The 22,168-nt window shown below is 62.5% G+C and carries 24 protein-coding genes, 2 tRNA genes and 1 pseudogene; 13 read left to right on the plus strand and 14 right to left on the minus strand.

Going from position 1 to position 22,168, the window contains the following annotated elements:
* Positions 1-149 precede the first annotated feature (149 nt).
* The 3 genes from EOB59_RS19460 to EOB59_RS19470 form a co-directional block, all read right to left on the minus strand.
* Positions 150-1,541, minus strand: coding sequence for a TolC family outer membrane protein (locus tag EOB59_RS19460; protein ID WP_127322716.1), 1,392 nt, complete (start codon positions 1,539-1,541; stop codon positions 150-152).
* 181 nt (positions 1,542-1,722) lie between these two features.
* Complete coding sequence (locus tag EOB59_RS19465) at positions 1,723-2,391, minus strand: protein-L-isoaspartate O-methyltransferase (protein ID WP_127267806.1); 669 nt, start codon at positions 2,389-2,391, stop codon at positions 1,723-1,725.
* A gap of 90 nt (positions 2,392-2,481) precedes the next feature.
* Positions 2,482-2,555: transfer RNA gene (locus EOB59_RS19470), tRNA-Cys, on the minus strand.
* A 221-nt stretch (positions 2,556-2,776) separates the two neighbouring features.
* Here EOB59_RS19470 and EOB59_RS19475 point away from each other — a divergent pair.
* Positions 2,777-2,980 carry a hypothetical protein gene (locus tag EOB59_RS19475; protein WP_128289036.1) on the plus strand — a complete coding sequence of 68 codons (204 nt, stop codon included), beginning with the start codon at positions 2,777-2,779 and terminating at the stop codon, positions 2,978-2,980.
* Between the two features lie 24 nt (positions 2,981-3,004).
* Here the strand turns inward: EOB59_RS19475 and EOB59_RS19480 are convergent, their stop codons facing one another.
* Entirely contained in the window at positions 3,005-3,262 is a 258-nt protein-coding gene (locus EOB59_RS19480; RefSeq protein ID WP_024503836.1) for a hypothetical protein, read from the minus strand.
* 223 nt (positions 3,263-3,485) lie between these two features.
* Here EOB59_RS19480 and EOB59_RS19485 point away from each other — a divergent pair.
* A tRNA-Asn gene (locus tag EOB59_RS19485) sits at positions 3,486-3,560 on the plus strand.
* 443 nt (positions 3,561-4,003) lie between these two features.
* On the plus strand, positions 4,004-4,252 hold the full coding sequence (locus tag EOB59_RS19490) for a hypothetical protein (RefSeq protein WP_127272210.1): 249 nt from the start codon (positions 4,004-4,006) through the stop codon (positions 4,250-4,252).
* A gap of 381 nt (positions 4,253-4,633) precedes the next feature.
* On the opposite strand, the gene EOB59_RS19495 is transcribed toward EOB59_RS19490, so the two are convergent.
* The 4 genes from EOB59_RS19495 to EOB59_RS19510 all read right to left on the minus strand — a co-directional run bounded on the left by EOB59_RS19495 (position 4,634) and on the right by EOB59_RS19510 (position 6,446).
* The gene (locus EOB59_RS19495; RefSeq protein ID WP_127397527.1) at positions 4,634-4,879 is read right to left on the minus strand and encodes a hypothetical protein; all 246 of its coding nucleotides are present in this window, start codon (positions 4,877-4,879) and stop codon (positions 4,634-4,636) included.
* 209 nt (positions 4,880-5,088) lie between these two features.
* Positions 5,089-5,388: a DUF982 domain-containing protein gene (locus EOB59_RS19500; RefSeq protein WP_128289047.1), complete on the minus strand. Its 300-nt coding sequence runs from the start codon at positions 5,386-5,388 to the stop codon at positions 5,089-5,091.
* 44 nt (positions 5,389-5,432) lie between these two features.
* Positions 5,433-5,786 (minus strand): hypothetical protein, encoded by a 354-nt coding sequence (locus EOB59_RS19505; protein ID WP_245486675.1) that lies wholly within the window; start codon positions 5,784-5,786, stop codon positions 5,433-5,435.
* Positions 5,787-5,957: 171 nt separating this feature from the next.
* Positions 5,958-6,446 (minus strand): Hsp20 family protein, encoded by a 489-nt coding sequence (locus EOB59_RS19510; RefSeq protein ID WP_127397528.1) that lies wholly within the window; start codon positions 6,444-6,446, stop codon positions 5,958-5,960.
* 222 nt (positions 6,447-6,668) lie between these two features.
* Here EOB59_RS19510 and EOB59_RS19515 point away from each other — a divergent pair, with 222 nt between their 5' ends.
* From EOB59_RS19515 to EOB59_RS19525, 3 genes are all read left to right on the plus strand, one after another.
* Positions 6,669-7,100, plus strand: coding sequence for a cupin domain-containing protein (locus EOB59_RS19515; RefSeq protein WP_127322303.1), 432 nt, complete (start codon positions 6,669-6,671; stop codon positions 7,098-7,100).
* A gap of 96 nt (positions 7,101-7,196) precedes the next feature.
* A complete protein-coding gene (locus EOB59_RS19520) occupies positions 7,197-7,955 on the plus strand; it encodes a copper homeostasis protein CutC (protein WP_245481722.1) in 759 nt (252 codons plus the stop codon).
* Positions 7,952-8,449, plus strand: coding sequence for a GNAT family N-acetyltransferase (locus tag EOB59_RS19525; RefSeq protein ID WP_127810251.1), 498 nt, complete (start codon positions 7,952-7,954; stop codon positions 8,447-8,449). The genes EOB59_RS19520 and EOB59_RS19525 overlap by 4 nt, the downstream gene beginning before the upstream one ends.
* 42 nt (positions 8,450-8,491) lie before the next feature.
* On the opposite strand, the gene EOB59_RS19530 is transcribed toward EOB59_RS19525, so the two are convergent.
* The 4 genes and pseudogenes from EOB59_RS19530 to EOB59_RS19545 form a co-directional block, all read right to left on the minus strand.
* On the minus strand, positions 8,492-9,514 hold the full coding sequence (locus EOB59_RS19530; RefSeq protein WP_127399156.1) for an acyltransferase: 1,023 nt from the start codon (positions 9,512-9,514) through the stop codon (positions 8,492-8,494).
* A 268-nt stretch (positions 9,515-9,782) separates the two neighbouring features.
* Positions 9,783-10,580 carry a xanthine dehydrogenase family protein subunit M gene (locus tag EOB59_RS19535; RefSeq protein WP_128289037.1) on the minus strand — a complete coding sequence of 266 codons (798 nt, stop codon included), beginning with the start codon at positions 10,578-10,580 and terminating at the stop codon, positions 9,783-9,785.
* A gap of 85 nt (positions 10,581-10,665) precedes the next feature.
* Positions 10,666-13,013, minus strand: a pseudogene (locus EOB59_RS19540) (xanthine dehydrogenase family protein molybdopterin-binding subunit).
* 122 nt (positions 13,014-13,135) lie between these two features.
* Complete coding sequence (locus EOB59_RS19545) at positions 13,136-13,633, minus strand: (2Fe-2S)-binding protein (RefSeq protein WP_127272058.1); 498 nt, start codon at positions 13,631-13,633, stop codon at positions 13,136-13,138.
* 264 nt (positions 13,634-13,897) lie between these two features.
* Here EOB59_RS19545 and EOB59_RS19550 point away from each other — a divergent pair, with 264 nt between their 5' ends.
* Both EOB59_RS19550 and EOB59_RS19555 read left to right on the plus strand, forming a co-directional pair.
* A complete protein-coding gene (locus tag EOB59_RS19550) occupies positions 13,898-15,082 on the plus strand; it encodes an FIST signal transduction protein (RefSeq protein ID WP_127329575.1) in 1,185 nt (394 codons plus the stop codon).
* 14 nt (positions 15,083-15,096) lie between these two features.
* The gene (locus EOB59_RS19555) at positions 15,097-16,437 is read left to right on the plus strand and encodes a hybrid sensor histidine kinase/response regulator (RefSeq protein ID WP_127396088.1); all 1,341 of its coding nucleotides are present in this window, start codon (positions 15,097-15,099) and stop codon (positions 16,435-16,437) included.
* A 33-nt stretch (positions 16,438-16,470) separates the two neighbouring features.
* On the opposite strand, the gene EOB59_RS19560 is transcribed toward EOB59_RS19555, so the two are convergent.
* The gene (locus EOB59_RS19560; protein WP_027039066.1) at positions 16,471-17,154 is read right to left on the minus strand and encodes a response regulator transcription factor; all 684 of its coding nucleotides are present in this window, start codon (positions 17,152-17,154) and stop codon (positions 16,471-16,473) included.
* A gap of 174 nt (positions 17,155-17,328) precedes the next feature.
* Here EOB59_RS19560 and EOB59_RS19565 point away from each other — a divergent pair, with 174 nt between their 5' ends.
* The 3 genes from EOB59_RS19565 to EOB59_RS19575 are packed head-to-tail and all read left to right on the plus strand — an operon-like array spanning position 17,329 to position 19,142.
* Positions 17,329-18,024 carry a fumarylacetoacetate hydrolase family protein gene (locus tag EOB59_RS19565; RefSeq protein WP_128289038.1) on the plus strand — a complete coding sequence of 232 codons (696 nt, stop codon included), beginning with the start codon at positions 17,329-17,331 and terminating at the stop codon, positions 18,022-18,024.
* Between the two features lie 4 nt (positions 18,025-18,028).
* On the plus strand, positions 18,029-18,679 hold the full coding sequence (maiA, locus tag EOB59_RS19570; RefSeq protein ID WP_128289039.1) for a maleylacetoacetate isomerase: 651 nt from the start codon (positions 18,029-18,031) through the stop codon (positions 18,677-18,679).
* Positions 18,669-19,142: a DUF4262 domain-containing protein gene (locus tag EOB59_RS19575; RefSeq protein ID WP_128289040.1), complete on the plus strand. Its 474-nt coding sequence runs from the start codon at positions 18,669-18,671 to the stop codon at positions 19,140-19,142. Before maiA ends, EOB59_RS19575 begins: the two co-directional genes overlap by 11 nt.
* 2 nt (positions 19,143-19,144) lie before the next feature.
* Here the strand turns inward: EOB59_RS19575 and EOB59_RS19580 are convergent, their stop codons facing one another.
* Entirely contained in the window at positions 19,145-20,386 is a 1,242-nt protein-coding gene (locus EOB59_RS19580) for an MFS transporter (protein ID WP_128289041.1), read from the minus strand.
* A gap of 102 nt (positions 20,387-20,488) precedes the next feature.
* On the opposite strand from EOB59_RS19580, the gene EOB59_RS19585 reads away from it, so the two are divergent.
* Both EOB59_RS19585 and EOB59_RS19590 read left to right on the plus strand, forming a co-directional pair.
* The gene (locus EOB59_RS19585) at positions 20,489-20,950 is read left to right on the plus strand and encodes a helix-turn-helix domain-containing protein (RefSeq protein ID WP_127271974.1); all 462 of its coding nucleotides are present in this window, start codon (positions 20,489-20,491) and stop codon (positions 20,948-20,950) included.
* A gap of 98 nt (positions 20,951-21,048) precedes the next feature.
* Complete coding sequence (locus EOB59_RS19590) at positions 21,049-22,089, plus strand: zinc-dependent alcohol dehydrogenase family protein (protein ID WP_127329585.1); 1,041 nt, start codon at positions 21,049-21,051, stop codon at positions 22,087-22,089.
* Positions 22,090-22,168 lie beyond the last annotated feature (79 nt).

A 22,168-nucleotide genomic window follows, 5' to 3' on the forward strand; every position in this document is an offset into this window, starting at 1 on the left:
CGAATCATGGCGACAGCGTAACCGACGGATCGCCGCACGAGAATCCCCAATCTGGGGACTTGTGGGATTTCAACAGATTAGCGCAATCTGAACCCGAGTGCGAAAGATCCTGCTCAAACGGGGAACACGGCCAGTCCTGGCCGAACGCCTCAGCGGCCGTCCGGCGTGCGCAGGCCGTACCACTTGTCCTTGACCGCGTTGTAATGCTCTTCAGGCTTGTACTTCGCTACCTGCAAGCCAAGGCGGTCGACGGACAGACGGCCGGTCGCCTGCAGGATGGCGTAGCTCGCCACCACCACATCATGTTCGTAACCGGCCTGGTTGATCTGGGCGGTGATGACCGTCGCCTGTGCGTTGAGGACGTCGAGCGTGGTGCGCTGGCCGACATTGCGTTCTTCGATGACACCGTTCAGTGCCAGCTTCGCGGCCTCAATCACTTGCCTGTTGGCCGTCAGCTGCTGCTGCGCGGCGGTATACTCGGTCCAGGCGGCGGTGACGGCCTGGCGCACCTGGTCGCGGCTGACGTCGACCTGGATGCGGGCCTGGCTGAGTGATTCCTTGTTCTGGCGCACGATCGCCGAGGTGCGGCCACCCGAATAGATCGGGATCGTCAGCGTTGCCCCGACACTGGCCGAATTGGTCGTGCCATCCTGCGAACCGACGCCTGGCAAAGGCGAGGTATTGCGATAGGCGCTCGAAACGCCGGCGGAAGCCGAGAGCTGCGGCAACAGCGCGCCTTCGGCCGACTTCACCGAAAACGCGGCGGCGTCGACCAGATGCTGCGTGGCAAGGATGGCCGGATGCTCGTTCGAGGCCACCCCGACGGCGGCGGCGAGGCTCGACGGCAACAGCTTTGCCACCGGCGAAGCGCCCTTGAGCTTGCCCGGCTCGTCGCCGACGATCTGGCGATAGAGCGCCGCACTTGCCAGCGCCTGCGCCCGGGCAGCACTCAGCGATGCCACCGCGGCGGCGCGTGAAGCGTCGGCCTGCGCGACATCGGTGCGCGTGCCTTCACCAACCTCGAAACGCGAACGCGCCGCGCGCGCCGTTTCGGTCAGGAACTGCAGGTTCTGCTCGGTCAGCACGGCGACCTGCCGGTCGCGAATCACGTTCATATAGGCCTGGGCCGCGCTGAACAGGATACCCTCTTCGGTGTTGCGCAGGCTTTCGACCGAAGCCCGAACCTGCGCTTCGGCGGCAGCGACATTGTTCCTGGTCTGAAAGCCGTCGAACAACGTCTGGTCGATCTGGACGCCAAAATTGCCGGTGGTCAGCCGCACGCTTGAATTGGTGCCGTTGAGATGGCTGCTCGAATAATCGATATTCGCCGAGCCGGTGACAACCGGACGGTAGCCCGACTTGGCGATGGCGACGCCCTCGTCGGTGACGCGAACGCCGGCGCGGGATGCATTCAGCGAAGAATTGTACTGGTAGGCCTTTGCAAGCGCGCCGGAGATGGTTTCGGCTGAAGCGGCCAGTGGGGACAGCATGGTCGCCGAAACGAGGACGGCGGTGAAAAGTGACTTGCGTAAAGACGGCACGGTTAAACCCTCATTCGTTTTCCATGGGAACCGCGCCGCGCCTGCTTCTCTCATAGATCAGCCGGCGCCGCGTGTTCGATGTTCCCTGCTGCTCACCCCAAAGTGCCCCCAGTTTGGCATCAGCAGCGATCGTTCAAATGCAAGCGACCATGACAAAGCCTCTGCTGCAAGGCCAAATCATTCAGAATTCGAAAGCACGAATGCGTTCAAACCCCGGTAGTGGCTTAATTGCCGCATTAAATGCCCGTCTTCCGGTTACAACCCCCCCGGCCTTGAAAAAGAGACGAGCCACGCCGGAATTGCCCTGCCCTTCGACGGCGACAAGGCGGCCGCCCTCGGCGAGCTGGTCCAGCAGCGTCACAGGGACTTCCGCGACGCTGCCGCCGACAAGGATGACGTCATAAGGCGCCTGGGCGGCATGCCCTTGCGGCAGCGCACCCTGGACGACGGTCACATTGCCGCAGCCCAGCGACGAAAGCGTCGATCTGGCGGTTTCCGCCAGCGCCGAATCACTCTCAAGCGCCACCACGGACCTGGCCAGCCGCGACAGGATGGCCGAGGCGTAGCCGGTTCCGCAACCGACATCGAGCGCCGAATCGGTCGGATTGATCTCGGCCAGTTGGATAAGCTTGGCCAACGGGGATGCTTCCATCAGGTAGCGTGCGCCGTCCGCGCCGGCGGCAATGCGGATGTCCTCGTCGATATAGGCGAGATCGCGCTGGGCGGCGCCGACAAACATCTCTCTTGGGATGACAAGCATTGCATCAAGCAGCGGCGCGCTGGTCACATCGGTGGTGCGGACCTGGCCGTCGACCATCTTGACGCGTAGTTCGGAGAAATCAGCGCTCATGTCCCAACCAATCCGCTTGCCGCGCCAGAACCGCGGTCCATTGTGTCAGGAACTTCAGGCCCCTGCGCTGCCGCGCGGGGGCCCGGGCATTGGAGGCCTCGCCCGGAATCGAACCGGGGTGCAAGGATTTGCAGTCCTCTGCGTAACCACTCCGCCACGAGGCCTCATTGCTCCCGGCGTTCCACCCGGTTCCAATAGGTTGCGGCGAAAATGCCGTCAAGCGGCCACCGTGCATTCCGAACGGTTTCCTCGCGTCAGTCCGGACGGCATCCGGCAAATAGTCGGACCGGGCCTGACCGCTCCATTAGCGGACAGTTAAGCATAGCCGCCCCGGAGAAGAAACTCATCGGCGGCCCGTGCGTTGGACAGGGCAGGAGGAAGAGCCATGCGCCGGACAATGGCCGCAAATACGAGTGCCTCGTCCGGCCTGTCCCTGCCACAATGCGGAGAGCTTCTGCACTGCGCCATCGACCGCCTGTCGATCGAAGGTGCGGACAGCCTGTCGCCGCACGACAGGGCAAGGCTTGCCTCGGCTGCGGCGATTCTCAAGCAGATCCGTGAGGCACTGGAAGAGCACGCCGCCAGCTGAACACCCACCTTGCGCTATCGGCGGTCAATCGGGCCGGCGACGCCGTTCCCACCAGACGACAAAGCGACGCCGGTGACGGCGAACCATGGCGAATTCATAGGACAGCACCAGCAGCCCGAGCGGAACCATCCAGAAGCCGAGGATCGGCAGGAAACCGAGGATACCGCCGATGGTCAGCAGGATGCCGATCGTGATTCTGAGCCCGCGCGAGCGCGGCATTTTGAACTCGCGCCCGAAAACGGAGATTTTCCGCGCCGGCATCTGGTTGTCTTGTGCTGTCATCGTCTCGAAAAATTGACCCGTTTGATTTTTCGCAAGCATGCTGGAACCAAAGCCGCCGCCGCGGTTTCGGTTCCATATCCCTGCCAAGACGGCTAATATGAGGGCAACCGTCGACGATTGCGAGAAAGGCCTGCGCGAAAAAGCCTCGGAAAAATGTGAAAAGCTTCTTTGCAAAGCCGAAAAGGGCAGCTATAGGCTGCGCCACTCACATAAGAGCATCCGTTCCCCGGTAGCTCAGTGGTAGAGCAACCGGCTGTTAACCGGTTGGTCGCTGGTTCGAATCCGGCCCGGGGAGCCAAATTTTTCAAGGCCTTGAGACGGTCAGGTCGCCCATAGGGGCTGATCTATGGCATGTCTGCAAAATCGTGGTCAGCAGGTTGATTCTCAACTTGACCTGGCGCCGCTGTCCAGCGCTCTCGATGACGCCTCGGCATCGGGAAGGTTCGCGCGAGCAGGCATAAGGCCTTGCTGCGATCTCGGCGATCTTATCTCTTGTCGCCGTTCGGGTTGGGTGCCGGTGCCTCTCGCACATCTCGGGGTGGCGGGTCGACATCCTCAAGCTCGGGCGGGGCTTCTTTGTCCCGGCGTTGCACAGGTACCTTCTCCGGTGCGGGCGTCGATGGTGGCTCTTTGATCTTGCTCGGCATAACCGAGTTAACCGCCCTGCCGGTCTCTTGTTCCGTAGCGAGCAGAAAACCTGAATGCGTGGGGAACCGGGAACATCGAAGAGCGTTTTCTCGCATGCTGAAGAAGATCGCCCTCGCCGCCGTGCTGGTCCAGGTTGCCGCAGTTTCCGCTCTCATCACCCAGACGGTGCTCTTCGCGTCCACGGCCACACAGGCCGCCAACGCGCAGCCCGATGACGCAGTTGCTGTGACCGCCGAGAACGAACGGGACAAGCCGGCGCAGCCTATTGTTGCCGGCCAATGCCCAACGCGGCTTGTGGCGAGCAAGGTCTTCACGGGGAACCTGATTACGGCGCAACAATAGCTCGCCATCGATGCCGGCCATCCGTCGATCCCCCCAATTTAAGTCAGGGCGATGTGCTTGAAAGCGCAATGATTCCTGTTACTTGCGGCACAGGGCGAGTGCGTTTGGGTTGGGCAAGAATTGGTATGATTTCATCGAATATGGAATGCCCGCGCTGTCATGGCAGCGGCAGGGTTTTCGACTGCTCCAAGTGGTATGCGTCAAACGGGCACTGCTGCCCGCATGGAACCCATCGGGGCGGCTGCCCCGGAAAGACGGGCGCCTGCGCGGAATGCGACGGCCTTGGGACGATGGCGGAGCCTCCGCTGAGAGCCGTGGCGTAATCTGCGAGAGCGGCCCACGCCGCTGATGACGGCGCGGAGGCGCCCGAACGAGCATATCTTACTCTGTTGGTGTTTCTACGGGTGGTGCGGTCAGAACCGTGATGTCCATCCTGGCGATCTTGGATGCCGCGCGGCCTTGCGCGCCAGCATCCATATCGCCGCCTGCGGCAACCATGATTTTGGCCAGATGTCCTACGGCGTCCGCGCTGCGGCCCGGCGAAAATCCTTCGCCGGCTTGCGGCTTCCCCACTGCCGTTTGTTTTTCCGGGACATGCGGATGTTGACTTGCGATAGCGGAAACCATTGAACCTCCTGTGGCGACGCTTCGAACATTATATTAGCGTTGACTGTTGCGAGGCTGACCTAGCCAGTCGCCAAAAACCGCACCAGGGAGTTCGAACAAACGATCGAGCCGCCCCACTACAAGGTGAGCTGGTACGGCAGTTCACCTTGTAGCGGATGTGAACGACGACCATGCAGCGGGCCATCCTGGCAGCGCCGCCCCTATCAAGGCTAAGCGGTGACCCCACCGCGACCTGACCTTGTGCCGTCCATCCAAGGAAATTGAGCAAGCGGTTCCTGCAGGATCTTGACGGATCTTGCGAAGCCGGTGACGGCATCGCGCGCCACCGTCAGCGGAACCTGGCCGTCGTGAGCACGCTGGCAGGCTCGAAAGGCCGTTTCGAAAATCGGACCCCGCCGTTCCCTTGGCCACTCGTCAAAGAAGTCGAACGCGTCGTCGAGGCAGCCCATTTCTTGAATGAACCCACCATTCTTGACCAGGACCGGTTGGTCGAACGTCCTGTCACTCATGTAATCCTCCATTCGGCACGGTGGGTTGTTGCTGGTTCGGGAAATCATGCGATTGCATGCTCCGGCTCGGCCAACATGCCGCCACCTCCACGCCCGGGCGGCACCGTTGCAAAGGCCGGGATTGGCGGCGGATCATCGTCGTCATCTCGCCAGGGGTGCCGCATCCAACCGAGACGGCTCTTCCTGCGGCGCCGGTCGAAAGACAGGCTGACGCTTGCCGACACCTTTGAAACACGCGTTTCCCGCCCGGATTCGTCCAGGAGGTGGAGCGCGCGAAGTATGTCGCTGACTTCCACGATGGCGCCGTTGTCCAATTGCCGCAACGCGGGATTGTCAGGAACCGCATGAATGTCGGAAGCCCAGAAAGCGAGCAAAGCCCGCTTTGCACCGATCGTCATCGTCTCCTCGTTCAGAACATCATCCGGCGTCCGCAACCCAGCGGGTTCCGCGGCAGAATTTTTCGGTTCGGGTTGGTGAAAACTGTAGGTTTCGGTTCTCATCTCCATTCTCCGCGATCTGTGCCTCCCGGCCGAACCGGGAGGCGGACCGTAGATCTAGGTTCCAGGGAATCAGGCGACCTCGCGTTGGGGCTCCGCATCCGAATCGATCGCCTGCGTCCTGTCGGGTCGCTTGAGCGAAACCGCTTTGGCTTCGGACCCTATCTCAATGCGCCGAGGCTTGAGTTCCTCGGGCACTTCGCGGATCAGGTCCACCGACAGCAAGCCATTCTCGAGGTTGGCCGCCTTGACCTTTACGTGGTCGGCAAGCTTGAACACCTGCTTGAAGTTGCCCGTCGCCAAGCCGCGATGAAGGACCTCCCGATTTTCCTGGTCGGGTTTCCTTTGGCCGATGACAGACAATTCGGGGCCGTTCTGCATGAGTTCGACCTCATCGAGAGCGAAGCCGGCGATAGCCATCGTAATGCGATAGTCGTGCTCGCCAATCTTCTCGATATTGTAGGGAGGCCAGTCAGAGCGCACGCTTTTTTCGAGCATATCGAAGAGACGGTCGAAGCCGACCGTTGTGCGGTAAAGAGGGGTATAATCAAAGCTTCTCATAGCCATATCCTCCGTGAAGCAACATGGGTTACGAGGCTGTCGCAGCGCCGCTGCGACGCCGGTATGTCGAGCCGAAGCCTCGACGGAAAACGATCTGGTAATCTTGGTTTTTTCCGTCAAGAGGGGCGTAAAAAATTTTCTGGCCGGCAGGCAGGTGCCCAAGGCGCTGCCTTGCGTGCTGCTGGCCGCTGCGCGATGTTGACGCCAGGGGTGGAGCGAATCATGCGAAAGATTTTGATGTCCGGACTACTGCTCGCGGTGGCCTTTTCCGCGAACCCGGCCCACGCGCTGGACAGCAGCGGCACGCCTGTGGTCGTGACCCCTCTTGCGTCGCGCACGACGACCGCGTCCGGCCAACCGATCACGTTGCCGCAGAAGAACGTGCAGGTGCTGGTCTCGACCTACGACATCGCGTCGGGCGCGACCTTGCCGGTCCACAGGCACCCCTTCCCGCGCTATGCGTATGTCCAAGCCGGCACGCTGAAGGTCACCAATGTCGAGACCGGCATCAGCAACACCTACAAGGCTGGCGATTTCATCATCGAAATGATCGGCCAGTGGCATCAGGCCACCAATATCGGGGATGTCGAGGTGAAGCTTCTGGTGATCGATCAGGTCGAGCAAGGCGCCAAGAATACGGAATTGCGCCAATAGCCGCCAAGTCTGTGGGCGAAGGCGGAAGGCTGTTCCCGCTTTCGCTGCGACCGGCCCGGTGCTAGGGCTGGCGAAAATCATGGACTGGATCTGCCCTTGACCAAAGCTCTCCGCCTGCCGCTGATCGAAATCTGTGTCGAAGGCATTGACGGCCTTCTCGCGGCGCAAGCCGCCGGCGCCGACCGGATCGAACTATGCGCCAGCCTCATCGAAGGCGGTATCACGCCGAGCCTCGGCACGGTCCGCGCCGCCCTCGAGCAGGCAAGTGTGCCGTTTCACGTCATGGTGCGGCCGCGCGGCGGCGATTTTCTCTACAGTGAGACCGAATACGCCTCGATGCTGGCCGATGTCTCGGCATTGCGCGAACTCGGCGTGCCCGGCGTGGTGTTTGGCTGCCTGAACGCCGATGGCACCATGGACGAGGCGCGCATGAGCGAACTGACGCAGGCGGCCGGCCCCTTGAACGTCACCTGTCATCGCGCCTTCGACATGACGCGCGACCCGGCCGAGGCGCTCGAATCGCTGATCCGCAGCAAGGTCGGCCGCGTGCTGACCAGCGGCCAGCGTGACACTGCTATCGAAGGCTTGCCGCTGTTGGCGGATCTGGTGCGGCAGGCCGGCGAGCGCATCGTCATCCTCGGCTGCGGCGGACTGGATTTGCACAACATTGCCGAAGTGCGCAGCAAAACCGGCCTGTCCGAAATGCATTTTGCCGCCCTCAAGGATGTGCCGAGTGCCATGGACTACCGCAATCCCCATGTCGGCATGGGTGGTTCCGATCTCGATCGCGAATACCGCAACACGCTCACCGACACACCGCTGGTGGCGGCAACGATCGCGGCAGCCAAGGCATGACCTCGACCCCTGCCCCGATAGCCCGTGTATCGGCCGCAGACGAAGCGGCGATCCTGGCGCTCAACAACGAGCATGCCGCAGAACTGTCGTGGCTGGAGGCTGAGCGGCTGTCCTTCCTGCTTGGCGAAGCGTTTTACACCAGGCGCATCGGCGATCTCGAAGCCTTCATCATGACCTTCGACCAGGACGCCCGCTACGACAGCCCGAATTTCCTCTGGTTTCGCGAACGCTACGAGCGCTTCGTCTATGTCGACCGCGTTGTCGTGGCGGCGCACGCGCGCGGCCGCGGCCATGCCCGCCGGCTCTATCAGGATCTGTTCGGCCATGTTGAGCGCGCCGGCTACAATCTGGTCACCTGCGAAGTCAACACCGACCCGCCGAACCCTGCCTCGGATGCCTTTCACGCCGCCCTTGGCTTCACTGAGGCCGGCGACGCAGTGATCCATGGCGGTAAGAAAGCAGTGCGCTATTACGTCAGATCGCTGCAGGCATAGAGAGGGCGGGCGCGCCGCAAGACGGCCTGAACGCCCTGTTGCTCACCAGTTGCGGTTGAGCCATTCGCGCGCCGGGCGCTCGATGAGGTAGTAGCTGCAGGCCGCACAAGCGAAGACTGCGGCCAGCATCGGCATCGGCATGACGCCTTGCTCATAGACGAATTTGTAGAACGGCTGCTGCCACAGATAGAGCGAGTACGACCACAGACCCAGCGTCGCCATCGGCCAGGAGGACAGCAATCCGGAAATATACCGTGGGCTGAAATCGAGTGCGTTGACGGCCAGAGCCAGCAGCGGCACCGCGAAGAGATAGTGGATCGGCGTCGGCACCTGATCCAGGAACAGGACAACGGCACAGAACGTCGCCACCAGGGCCACATGCTTGCCTCTCAAAAACGCCGGCAGCATGCCGTCGGCCTTCAGCAGGCAGATCGAAGCCGACAGCAGGATCGACGCGATGTGCACGTCGGTGCGCCAATAGGTGGTTTCGTAGTCCATCCCGAAGACCCAGTACGAAACCGCGCCATTGGCCATGGCCAGCAAGGCCAGCGCCAGGAGCAGCACGACCACGCGAGAGCGACTTGAGACGATGACGCTGATCAGCGCCAGGATGATGTAGGCGTGCTCCTCGATGCAGAGCGACCAGATATGGTCGAGCGCCCCTGCCCGCGTCACGAGAATGCCGGCATAGTTGTAGGTGAATGTCAGCGCCGTCAGCGCCGCCTTCCATTTGAAGGCGATGAATGTGCCGGACAGCGCAATCATCGCGACGACTACGAAGACCAAAAGAGCCGGATAGATGCGGGAGAAGCGGCGTTTGAAGAATTTTTTCAGCGGGTAGCGTTCGATGAACAGGATCTCGCCCATCAGCCGGCCGCTGAGCACGAAGAAGAATTCGACGCCCAGCACACCCAGATTGATTCCCGGAACCGGAAAGAAATGGCCGATCAGCACCAGTGCGATCGAAAGCCCGCGCCAGCCGTCGAGATAGGCCAGTCTTGTTCTGGTTGATTTGTCGGCGGCGGATCGGGACGGAACGACATGCGTCGCGGAAATGTCGGTCATGCCGATCCTCTCGCAAATAGGCATGCGAAAGGGCACGATATTTCGAACCCGGCTCGCATTCCCGCCCAAAACCATATTGCAGTGCAATATGGATTTGTGCAAGTGCGAGATTGCCGCCGGTGCAGTTCCAGGTGAAGTCTCGGCGAGACAAAATTGCTCAGGCAAACGATTGGTGCGGGGGCGATTCCATCAAAGTTTGGACAACTACAGGTCGCCACAAACGGAAAAGGGGCGCATGACCCCTTCTCCCTGTCCGCAACTGATCGTATCAGGCGTTGGCGGCAGCCACCGCGCGCTTGGCCATCACCGCGATCAGATTGGCGCGATAATCGGCCGAGGCATGAATGTCGGTCATCAAATTCTTCGCCGGCACTTTCACCCCTTCCAATGCCGAGGCCGCGAAGTTCCCGGCTAATGCTCCCTCAATCTCCTTCGAGCGGAAGACGCCGTCATCGCCGGCACCGGTGACTGCGACGCTGACGCCATCCTTGCCCTTGGCCACGAACACGCCGACGATGGCGTAGCGCGATGCCGGATTGCGGAATTTTTCATAGGCCGCCTTGCCCGGCGCGGTGAAGGTGACGGCGGTGACGATCTCGCCATCCTTCAACGAGGTCTCGAACAGGCCCTTGAAGAACTTGTCGGCAGCGATCTCGCGCTTGTTGGTGACGATGGTCGCGCCCAGCGCCAGCAGCGCCGCCGGATAATCGGCCGCCGGATCGTTGTTGGCGATCGAGCCGCCGATCGTTCCCTTGTGGCGCACCGCCGGATCGCCGATCAGCGATGCCAGATGGGAAAGCGCCGGACAGGCCTTCTTCAGCTTCTCGTCATTGGCAACAGCATTATGCGTGGTGGCAGCGCCGATGGTGACGGTCTTGCCCGACACCGTGACGCCCTGCAGCTCCGTGATCCGCGACAGGTCGACAAGGTCGGACGGCGCGGCAAGCCGCGTCTTCATCGCCGGGATCAGCGTCATACCGCCCGAAAGCAGCTTGGCGTCGCCGGTCTTGATCAGCTTGGCGGCATCGGCGACCGAGGCGGCGCGATGATAGTTGACTGCGTACATTTGTCTTTCTCCCCTGGGTGAAAGAGCGAGCAGGAAGTAGCGAACATTCTCTTCCCTATTCGCTACCCCTATTCGCCATTCGCGTTCAATGTTTCGTCGCGCGGATCGCGGCCCACACGGTGGACGGCGAAGCCGGCATGGCAAGATCGTTGCTGCCGATGGCGTCGGTGATAGCGTTGATCACCGCCGGCGGCGAGCCGATGGCGCCGGCCTCGCCGCAACCCTTGATCCCCAACGGATTGCCCGGGCAAGGGGTGTTCGAGGTCGATACCTTGAACGACGGCAGATCGCCGGCGCGCGCATGGTGTAGTCCATGTAGCTCGCGGTCAGCAATTGTCCGCTGTTGTCGTAATGGGCGCCTTCGAGCAGTGCCTGGCCAATGCCTTGCGCCAGCCCGCCATGCACCTGGCCCTCGACGATCATCGGATTGATGATGTTGCCGAAATCATCGGCGGCGACGAACTGGACGATCTCGGTCACGCCGGTTTCCGGGTCGACCTCGACCTCGCAGATGTAGCAGCCCGCGGGGAAGGTGAAATTGGACGGATCGTAGAACGCCGTCTCCTTCAGCCCGGGCTCCATGCCATCAGGCAGATTGTGGGCGGTGTAGGCGGCCAGCGCCATCTGGAACCACGGCACGTTCTTGTCGGTGCCGGCCACCTTCAGCGCGCCGTTCTCGATGATGATGTCGCCTTCGTCGGCCTCAAGCAGGTGCGCCGCGATCTTCTTGGCCTTGGCCTCGACCTTGTCGAGCGCCTTAACGATGGCTGACATGCCGACCGCACCCGAACGCGAGCCATAGGTGCCCATGCCCATCTGCACCTTGTCGGTATCGCCATGGACGATCGAGACCGAATCGAGCGGCACGCCGAAGCGCTCATTGACCAGTTGCGCGAAGGTCGTCTCATGGCCCTGGCCGTGGCTGTGGGAGCCGGTCAGCACCTCGATCGTGCCGACCGCGTTGACGCGCACTTCCGCCGATTCCCAAAGGCCGACACCGGCGCCGAGCGAGCCGACAGCCGCAGACGGCGCGATGCCGCAGGCCTCGATGTAGCAGCTCATGCCGATGCCGCGCAGCAACCCCTTGTTGGCGGCGGCGGCCTTGCGCTTGGCGAAGCCGGCATAGTCCGACGCCTGCATTGCCGCATCGAGCGAAGCGGCATAGTCGCCGGCGTCATAGCACATGATGACCGGCGTCTGATGCGGAAACGCTGTGACGAAGTTCTTGCGCCGCAGCTCGGCCGGCGAAACGCCGAACTGGCGGGCCGCCGTCTCCATCATGCGCTCCATGACGAAGGTCGCTTCCGGCCGCCCTGCCCCGCGATAGGCATCGACGGGCGCGGTGTTGGTGTAGATCGCCTTCACATTGGCGTGGATGGCCGGGATGTTGTACTGGCCCGACAGCAGCGTCGCATAGAGATAGGTCGGCGTCGCCGATGAAAACAGCGACATATAGGCGCCGAGATTGGCCTGGGTTTCCACCTTCAGGCCGAGGATCCTGTGGTCCTTGTCGAAGGCCATTTCAGCATGGGTGTGATGGTCGCGGCCATGCGCGTCGGTCAGAAAACTCTCGGTCCGGTCGGCCACCCATTTGACCGGCACGCCGGTCTTCTTCGACGCCCACAGGCAGACGATCTCTTCGGGATAGATGTAGATCTTCGAGCCGAAGCCGCCGCCGACATCGGGCGCGATCACGCGCAGCTTGTTTTCCGGCGCCACATTGTAGAAGGCGCTCATCACCAGCCGCGCCACATGCGGATTCTGCGAGGTCGTCCAGCAAGTATAGTGATCCTCGGCCTTGTCGTAATGGCCAAGTGCGGCGCGCGGCTCCATGGCATTAGGCACCAGCCGGTTGTTGATGATGTCCATCTTGACGACATGGGCCGCCTTCCCGAAGGCCGCCGCGGTGTCGTCGGCGTTGCCGATGTCCCAGTCGAAGATCAGATTGTTGTCCGCTTCGGGGTGGATCTGCGGCGCACCCTTGTCCATCGCCTTGGAGGCATCGACGACGGCCTTCAGCTCCTTGTAGGTGATCTCGACCGCCTCGGCGGCATCACGCGCCTGCCCCTTGGTCTCGGCGACGACGATGACGACGGCGTCGCCGACATAACGGACCCGGTCGAAGGCGAGTGGCGACCACGCTCCCATTTTCATCGGCGAGCCGTCCTTGGAGTGGATCATCCAGCCGCAGATGAGATTGCCGATGCCGTCGGCCTTGAGTTCCTTGCCGGTCAGCACGCCGATGACGCCGGGCATGCCTTGAGCCTTCTTCACATCGATCTTCTTGATCTGCGCATGCGCGTGCGGACTGCGCACAAAGGCGGCGTGCTTCATGCCGGGAACCACCATGTCGTCGACATAGCGGCCGGCGCCCGTGATGAACCGTTTGTCTTCCTTGCGCGCGACCCGAGCGCCAACACCTTCAATGCCCATCAGAAATTCCTCCGGAATTTATGGGAGTAGGGCAGTAGGGAGTAAGGGACTAGGGAAAAAGGGCCTCGTTGCGTTGGCCTTTTGCCCTACTCCCCTACTGCCCTACTCCCTTATTCCCTTGCCTAAGCAGCTTGTCTCGCCTTACCCTTGGACCCCTTCATCGTCGTCGATGCGGCGAGGATCGCCTTGACGATGTTGTGGTAGCCGGTGCAGCGGCAGATGTTGCCGTCGAGCTCGGCACGCACCGTCGCCTCGTCGAGCCCTTCGGGGTGGCGGCTGATCATGTCGGTCGCCGTCATGATCATGCCCGGCGTGCAGAAGCCGCATTGCAGCCCGTGATGTTCCTTGAAGGCGGCCTGCACCGGATGCAGGTCGGCGCCATTGGCCAGGCCCTCGATCGTCAGCACGGTGGAGCCGGAGGCCTGCACCGCGAGCATCGTACAGGATTTGACCGCCTTGCCATCGACGTGGACGACGCAGGCACCGCATTGCGAGGTGTCGCAACCGACATGCGTGCCGGTAAGGCCGAGATTTTCCCGCAGGAAGTGAACCAGAAGTGTTCGGTCCTCGGCAGCACCGCTGACCCGCTTTCCGTTCACCATCAACGAAACGTCCGACATGGTCCCTCCCTGGGTATCAACCTTGGTATCCACGCTGCCGACGCGGTATTCGCGCTTCGGTGGTGCATTATTCGTACACCGCACATCGGACAAAAAACAGCACGTCGCAAACGCGGAACATTGTACTTTCGGTCATGGCCGCGCCCAAACATGCGGTGCCGGTGGCCCCATTGCCAAACCGCCGATTGAAGGCAACAATGTCGGTCGACGCCCGCGCGCCAGAAGCATTTAAAAACAGCCGCGCACAAAAAAGCGTCGGAGGAAATGCGGAGAACATCGCTGGCCAATTCACAGACGCGCTATGCATGCGGCCTGTCGGCGCTCACCACGGACGAGCCCGACATGGAGGCGTTCGCCAAGGCGATCGCACTGGAAGCAGCCGCCATCGACGCAGGCTTTGCCCTGCTGTTCTTTTCGCAGAGCCTGGTCGAAGCCAGCGCCCTTTCCCAGGCGCTCATGACCCACGCACCGGCGCTCCACCACGCCGGCTGTTCGACTGCCGGCGAGATCACGCCGCAAGGTCTCGAGGATGGCCATGTGCTGGCCATGCTGCTTCCGTCCACCGCGTTCACCGCCGTCAGCGTGATGGTCGAAAATCTGTCCTCGTCGGGTATGGACAGGATCACCGGCGAGGTGGAGACCCTGCGGCGATCGCTGCGCGCGCGCCTTGGTTGCGATCGGACCAAAGGCACTTTCGCGCTCTGCTTCATCGACGGGCTCTCTTATGCCGAAGAAGCGGTGAGTTCAGCCATCCACTGGGGCCTCGATGACATTCCGCTGCTTGGCGGCTCCGCCGGCGACGATCTGAAATTCGAGACGACGCGCCTGATCTCGAACGGCAAGGTCACCTCCGACAGCGCCATCATCGTGCTGATATCGACCGAAATTCCCTTCCATGTCTTCAAGACCGACAATTTCGTTCCCACCGATGAAAAACTGGTGGTGACGGCTTCCGATCCCGATCACCGCATCGTGCGCGAGTTCAATGCCACCAATGCGGCGCAGGAATATTCCGCGTCCGTCGGCATCGTCGCGCAGATGCTGACGCCACTGAGCTTCGCCTCGCATCCCGTGGTGGTGAAGGTGGGCGGCCAATATTATTGCCGGTCGATCCAGAAGATGCATGCCGACGGCTCGCTGTCGTTCTTCTGCGCCATAGACGATGGCGTCGTGCTGTCGATCGCTCAACCCAAGGACATGGTCGAATCGACGCGCGCCGCCCTGCGCGATGTCGAGGAGAGGCTTGGCGGTATCGACATGATCCTCGGCTTCGACTGCGTGCTGCGCCGGCTGGACGCGCGCAATCGGCAGGTGTTTCGCGAGATCTCGGAACTCTACCGGGTCAACAATGTCATCGGCTTCGGCACCTATGGCGAACAGTACCGGTCGATGCATCTGAATCAGACTTTTACCGGCATCGCCTTTGGCGAGCGCCAGGCGGCGGAATAGGACGGCGCAACAAGATGCCGCTGAGGGACATAAACGATCTTGAAAAGCTGAAGAAGATCAACGCGGCACTGGTCAGCCGCGTCGAGCGCTCGATGGACCAGCAAGGCAACGCCTTTTCGCTGTTTCAGACCGCGATCTCGCTGGAAAACCGGGTGCGCACCCGCACCGAGGAACTGCACTCGACCTTGCGGCGGCTGGAGCAGTCGAACATCGACCTCAGCGCCGCCAAGGAAAACGCCGAATTGGCGAACCTGTCGAAAACCCGTTTCCTCGCCGCTGCCAGCCACGACGTGCTGCAGCCGCTGAACGCGGCCCATCTCTCGGTTTCGGCGCTCGCCGAAGTTCAGACCAGTGACGAGGGCAAGAAACTGGTGCGGCAGGTCGAGCGCTCGCTGGAGACGATGGAGGACCTGCTGCGAACCCTGCTCGACATATCAAAGCTCGATGCCGGCGTGGTGCAGCCCGACATGAGCGATGTCAGCTTGGAGGCGCTGTTCTCGTCGCTCCGCTCGGATTTCCTGCCGGTGGCGGAGATGAAAGGCCTGTCGCTGAAATTCCGGCCGGTCCATGCGGTGGTCCGCTCCGACCGCACGCTGCTGCGCCGCATCCTGCAGAACATTCTTTCCAACGCGCTGGGCTATACACGCTCGGGCGGCGTGCTTGTCGGCACCAGGCATCGCGGCGACACCATCCGCATCGACGTCGCCGATACTGGCTGCGGCATTCCCGACGACCAGCGCGAGGCGGTGTTCGAGGAGTTCCACCGCGGCACCTCGCCGGCCAATGCCGAACTGGACGGTGGCGGTCTCGGGCTCGGGCTTGCCATCGTGCGCCGCATGGCCAGCGCGCTCGGCCATCCCGTGACATTCTCGTCGAAGGTCGAACGCGGCACGATCTTCCACATCGATGTTCCCGTCGGCATCGGTGCGCCAACCGATGCCATCGCCAGGGTTGCCGACATGGAACGGCCGCGCGGCTATGGCCTGTTCGGCACCAAGGTGCTGCTGGTCGAGAACGATATCGAAGTGCTGCAGGCCATGACCTTCCTGCTCGAACGCTGGCAATGCCTGGTGCGGGCCGCGACCTCGACCGACGATGCGCTCGACATGCTTGGCGACACCGACTGGGTGCCCGACATCGTCATTGCCGACCAGCATCTCGACGGCGGCGATCTCGGCACCACGACCATCGCCGAAGTCCGCGACTATCTCGGCCGCGCCGTGCCGGCGCTGATCGTCACCGCCGACAGTTCGGAAGCAGTCGCCAAAGCCGCCCGCTCCGGCGGCATCGAACTGATGCGCAAGCCGCTGAAACCGGCGCAGCTAAGGGCCCTGCTGGCGCATTTGCTGGCTTAGCTTCATACCCTCCCATTGATGGGAGGGTTAAGTTCAAAACCCCGCCTGATCCCTGAAAAGCTCCGCATTGTCCAGCTTCGACACCTCGATCACCGCTTGCGTGCGGCTATACACATTGAGCTTGCGCAGTATCTCCGAGACATGCGCCTTCACGGTCGTCTCGCCCACCTGCAACTCGTAAGCGATCTGCTTGTTGAGCAGGCCCTGGCGCAGCATTTGCAGCACGCGCAGTTGCTGCGGCGTCAGCGTCGACAGGCGCTGCACCATGTCGGCGCGGTCGACGCTTTCGGCGTCCGGCGTGCGGCCCTCATAGGTTTCCGGCACATAGATCGCGCCTTCCATCACCGAGCGTATGGCGGCGGCGAGGTCGCTCTTGCGCGCCGATTTCGGGATGAAGCCGGCCGCGCCGTAGGACAGCGCCTCGGAAATGATCTTCGGCTCCTCATAGCCTGAGACGATGACCACGGGCAGGCGCGGATAGCGGGTCCGGAGTTGCAGCAGCCCGTCAAAACCGTGCACGTCGGGCATCGAGAGGTCGAGAAGCGCGAGGTCGAACGGCTTGGCATCGGCCAGAAGATCGAGCGCCTCGGTGATCGAGCGCGCCTCCACCGTGTCGACTTCCGGATAGGCCATCTGCACGGCGCTGTGCAGCGCCTCGCGAAACAGCGGATGGTCGTCGATGATCAGGAACCGGGCGCGATCGTGGGTTGCGGTCATGGGGTTCATTTCAGTTCGTGAGCGATTAGAATAACCTCTCCACCATGGCCAGATTATTGCCAAATAGTATATCGCCATCTCCGGCGGAAAGTGCCGCCGGCACTTTCTCGACCAAATCGCCTTGTCCAGGCCCCAAATCGGTCGGATGTTCCGGCAACCAAGCAGAGACCCTTGATGACAGAGTTCGTCCTTCCCCTGCCCGCAACCGCATCGGTGGCCGTTGCGGGTTCGTCCGATCGTTTCGCGGTGCGCCGTATCTACTGCGTCGGCCGCAACTACGCGGCGCATGCCCGCGAATTCGGCAATGACGAGCGTGATCCGCCCTTCTTCTTCACCAAGCCGGCCGACGCGGTGGTCGATTCCGGCACCGCTATCCCCTACCCGCCGCTGACGGCCAATCTGCACCACGAGATCGAGCTGGTGGCTGCGATCGGCAAAGCCGGCTTCCGCATTCCCCGCGACAAGGCACTGGACCATGTCTGGGGCTATGGTGTTGGCATCGACCTCACCCGCCGCGACCTGCAGGACGAGGCCAAGAAGGCCGCCCGGCCCTGGGACTGGTCGAAGGCCTTCGACCGCTCCGCCCCTTGCGGCCCGTTGGTGCAAGCGCAGGAATCCGGCCATCCACGGAAGGGCCGCATCTGGCTCGCCGTCAACGGCAAGATCAGGCAGGATGCCGACCTCGCCGAACTGATCTGGCCGATATCGGATATCGTGTCGATCTGCAGCGAGGCGATAGAACTCGAGCCCGGCGACCTGATCTTCACCGGTACGCCGGCAGGCGTCGGCGCGGTTGGCCCCGGCGACACGATGACCGGCGGCGTCGACGGCATCGGGACCATCGAAGTGACCATCGGCCAGCCGAAGTGAGGCCATGAGCGAACTCGTCCTGCACAACTACTACCGTTCCTCCACCTCCTATCGGGTGCGGATCGCGCTGGAGATGAAGGGGCTGAGCTACGACTACGTCCCGCATCATCTGCGCCATGGCGAGCATCTGGAACCAGCCTATCTCGCGGTCAATCCGCAAGGGCTGGTGCCGGCGCTGATCCTCGGCGACGGCGCGCTGCTGACGCAATCGCTGGCGATCATCGAATTCCTCGACGAGACCAGCCCGGAACCACCGCTGCTGCCGAAGGCCCCGGCCGGACGGGCTCGGGTCAGAATGCTGGCGCAGATGATCGCCTGCGACATCCACCCGGTGAACAATCTGCGCGTGCTGACCTCGCTGCGCACCCTGTTCGGCGCCGGCGACGAAGATATCACCAATTGGTTCCGTCACTGGGTGAACGAGGGCTTTCAGCCGCTTGAAAAGATCATGGCGTCGGCGGCGGAGACGGGTACATTCTGCCATGGCGACGCGCCGGGCCTGGCCGACATCTGCCTCGCCGCGCAGATTGCCAGCAACGCCCGCTTCGGCGTCGACTTGACCCCCTACCCGACGATCGCGCGCATCAACGCCGCCTGCATGGCGCTGCCGGCCTTCCAGAAAGCCGCGCCGCAGAATCAGATCGATGCCGAGTAGAAAAGCCACCGACCCAGGTGAAGCCAAGGCGCTGGCCGATATAGAGGCTTATGGCTGCCACATCTTGCATGTGCTGGAGGAAGGCGACGATCCGCCTTTCACCTATTCGGTTGGAATAGAGCACAACTTCAAGGCGCCGGAACTCATCGTCATCGGCCTGAAGCCGGAAATCTCCCAGTTCATCATCAACGAGTATTGCAGCCGCGTCCGCTCCGGCGAGGTTTTCCAACCAGGGCAGCGATCGTCCGGTTTTATCGAACGTTTCGACTGTCAATTCGGCGCCGTTCATATCGACCACTACCGCGAGCATTTCGGCTGGGACCTCCGGTTCTACGACGGCCTGGATTTCGGTGTTCTCCAGCTGATCTATCCCACTGTGGACGGCATCTGGCCGTGGCAGGCCCAGGCGAGCGACTGGTTCCGAGCCTGGCAGCCGCTTCTCGACACCGCGCCGTCGCCATAGGCCTATCTGCCGACGCGCAGCGTCAACGCCCAGAACAGCAACGCCAACAGGCCGATGCCGGCCCCAAGCACACAGACGCCGCTCCAGCCCATTGCACCATAAGCCATGGTCGAGGCGATCGAGCCCAGGGCGCTGCCGACCGAGTAGAAGATCATGTAGCCGCCAACCAGGCGGCTGCGCGCATCCGGGCGGCGGGCGAAGATCAAGCTCTGGTTGGTGACGTGGACGGCCTGGATCGCCAGATCCAGCATGACTATGCCGGCAATGAGCAGCCACAGCGACATGCCCATGAAGGCGATAGGCAGCCAGGCTGCCATCATCAGCAGCAGGCCGAGTCCCGTGACCAACTGGCCGTGGCCGCGATCGACGAGGCCGCCGGTCCAGCGCGCACCGAGCGCGCCGGCGACGCCCGCAAGGCCGAAAAGCCCGATCTCGGTATGCGAAAGTGAAAATGGCTCGGCGCTCAACGGCAGCACCAGCGGCGCCCACAGCACGTTGAAGCTGGCGAAGATCAGCATGGCCAGCACCGCCCGCACGCGCAGCAGCGGCTCCTGTACGAACAGCAGCAGCACCGAAGCGAGCAGGCGCGGATAGGATGTGCGTGGCCGCTCCGCCTCGTGGCGCGGCAGGATCAGGTAGAGAACCATCGCCATGACGAGCGTCAACATGGCCGAGACAAGATAAACCCAGCGCCAGCCGGCGAAATCGGCGACGACGCCCGAAGCGAAGCGGGCAAGCAGGATGCCCAGGATGACACCGCTGGTGACGGTGCCGACCGCCCGCCCCCGCTGCGACGCTACGGCGAGGTCGGCAGCGAAGGCGACCAGCACCTGCACCACCACCGCAAGCAGCCCGACCACCGCCAGGCTCGCCAGCAGCATCGCCGCGTTGGGCGCGACCCCAACCGCCACCAGCGCCACGGCAGACAGAATCGCCTGCCCGGCAATCAGCTTGCGGCGATCGAACAGGTCGCCCAGCGGCACGATGAAGAACAGGCCGAGCCCATAGCCGATCTGCGTTACCGTCACCACGATGCCAACCGAGGCCGGCGCGATAGCAAAATCATGCGCCATGGCGTCGAGCAGCGGATGGGCGAAATAGACATTGGCAACGCTCAGGCCGCAGGCGATGGCGAAGATCAGCGCGGTCAATCGTGACAATCCCGCAGGCGGCGGCGCCACCCGAGGCGGCCCATCGGATTGCTCAAGGCTTGTTGCACCGCTGTTCGCCACCTGCATGTTCATGTCTGCTCTCTCCATAAAAGGTTTCAACTTGAAACCTCTTGCTGGATAGGCAGAACAGTTTTATGTTGCAACCGAAAATCGAATGTTGGACCAACGACTGCCATGGTGAAACGAACGAGCCACCACGAAGCGGATTGCCTCATAGCGCGACCACTGGACGCGATTGGCGACTGGTGGTCGCTGCTCATCGTGCGCGACGCCTTCGACGGCTTGCGGCGCTTCGGGGAGTTCCAGAAGAGCCTCGGCGTCGCCAAGAACATCCTGTCGTCGCGGCTGCGCAATCTCGTCGCGCATGGCATCCTCGAAACGGTCCCGGCACCCGACGGCAGCGCGCACCATGAATATGTGCTGACGCAAAAGGGACGCGGCCTGTTCTATGTCCTGGTTGCCCTGCGGCAATGGGGCGAGACCTACTTCGCCGGACCGGGCGAACCCTATACCTTCATGGTCGACAATCTCACCGGCCGGCCGATCAAGCGCCTGGAAGTCCATGCCGAGGACGGGCGGCAGCTTGCCCCCGGCGAAACCCGGCTTGCCGACTTTCGCAACCGCGAAACCGGCTGAGAGCTGCTGCCTGCCAACAAGCGTGGCGGAATCGATTTCTGCTCGACCAGACAGGGAATCGGCTATCGTTTCCTGCAGCACAGAGGGTGGAGTGACCAATGAAAGCCGTCGTCTTCGAGAAATTCGGCGAAGCGCCGACGATCCAGACCGTTCCCGATCCGAAGCCGGCAGCCGATGGCGTCGTCATCAAGGTCGAGGCGACCGGTCTGTGCCGCAGCGACTGGCATGGCTGGATGGGTCATGACGACGGCATCACGCTGCCGCATGTGCCGGGCCACGAACTGGCCGGCATCGTCGTCGCCGCCGGCAAGCAGGTCACCCGCTGGAAGGCCGGCGAGCGCGTCACGGTGCCGTTCGCCGTTGGCTGCGGCCGCTGCTTCGAATGCAATTCGGGCAATCACCAGGTCTGTGAGCACCAGACGCAGCCTGGCTTCACCGGCTGGGGCTCGTTCGCCGAATATGTCGCCATCGAGCACGCCGACACCAATCTCGTGCGCTTGCCCGACGAGATGGAATTCGCCACCGCCGCCAGCCTCGGCTGCCGTTTTGTCACCTCGTTTCGAGCCATTGTCGACCAGGGCCGGGTGAAGCCGGGCGAATGGGTCGCGGTGCATGGCTGCGGCGGCGTCGGCCTGTCGGCTATCATGATCGCCAGTTCCATGGGCGCCAATGTCATCGCCATCGATCTCACGGACGAGAAACTGGATTTCGCCAAAAAGATCGGCGCCGTCGCCACCATCAATGCATCTACGACGCCGAACGTGGTCAAGGCGGTCAAGCAGATCACCAATGGCGGCGCGCATATGTCGATGGACGCGCTCGGCCACCCCACCACCTCGTTCAATTCGATATCCAATCTGCGCCGGCGCGGCCGCCATGTGCAGGTCGGCCTGATGCTGGGCGAGCATGCCCGGCCGCAGGTGCCGATGGACAAGGTGATCGCCTTCGAACTCGAAATCCTCGGCAGCCACGGCATGCAGGCCTACCGCTACCAGGCGATGATGGACATGATCCGCAACGGCAAGCTGAAGCCCGAACTGCTGGTCGGCAAGAGAATCAGTCTCGACGAGGCGCCCGCGGCCTTGATGGCGATGGGCGGCTTCGAGGGCATTGGTATTGGAGTGGTGACGAAGTTCTAAAGCGCGTCGCGTTTGAACGGATCCAGGCGACGCGCTTTAGGTCCTTGTTTTTATGCATGTCGTTCTCCCAAAACCGGGG

The sequence above is a fragment of the Mesorhizobium sp. M7A.F.Ca.MR.176.00.0.0 genome (assembly GCF_004023165.1).
Taxonomy (GTDB): domain Bacteria; phylum Pseudomonadota; class Alphaproteobacteria; order Rhizobiales; family Rhizobiaceae; genus Mesorhizobium.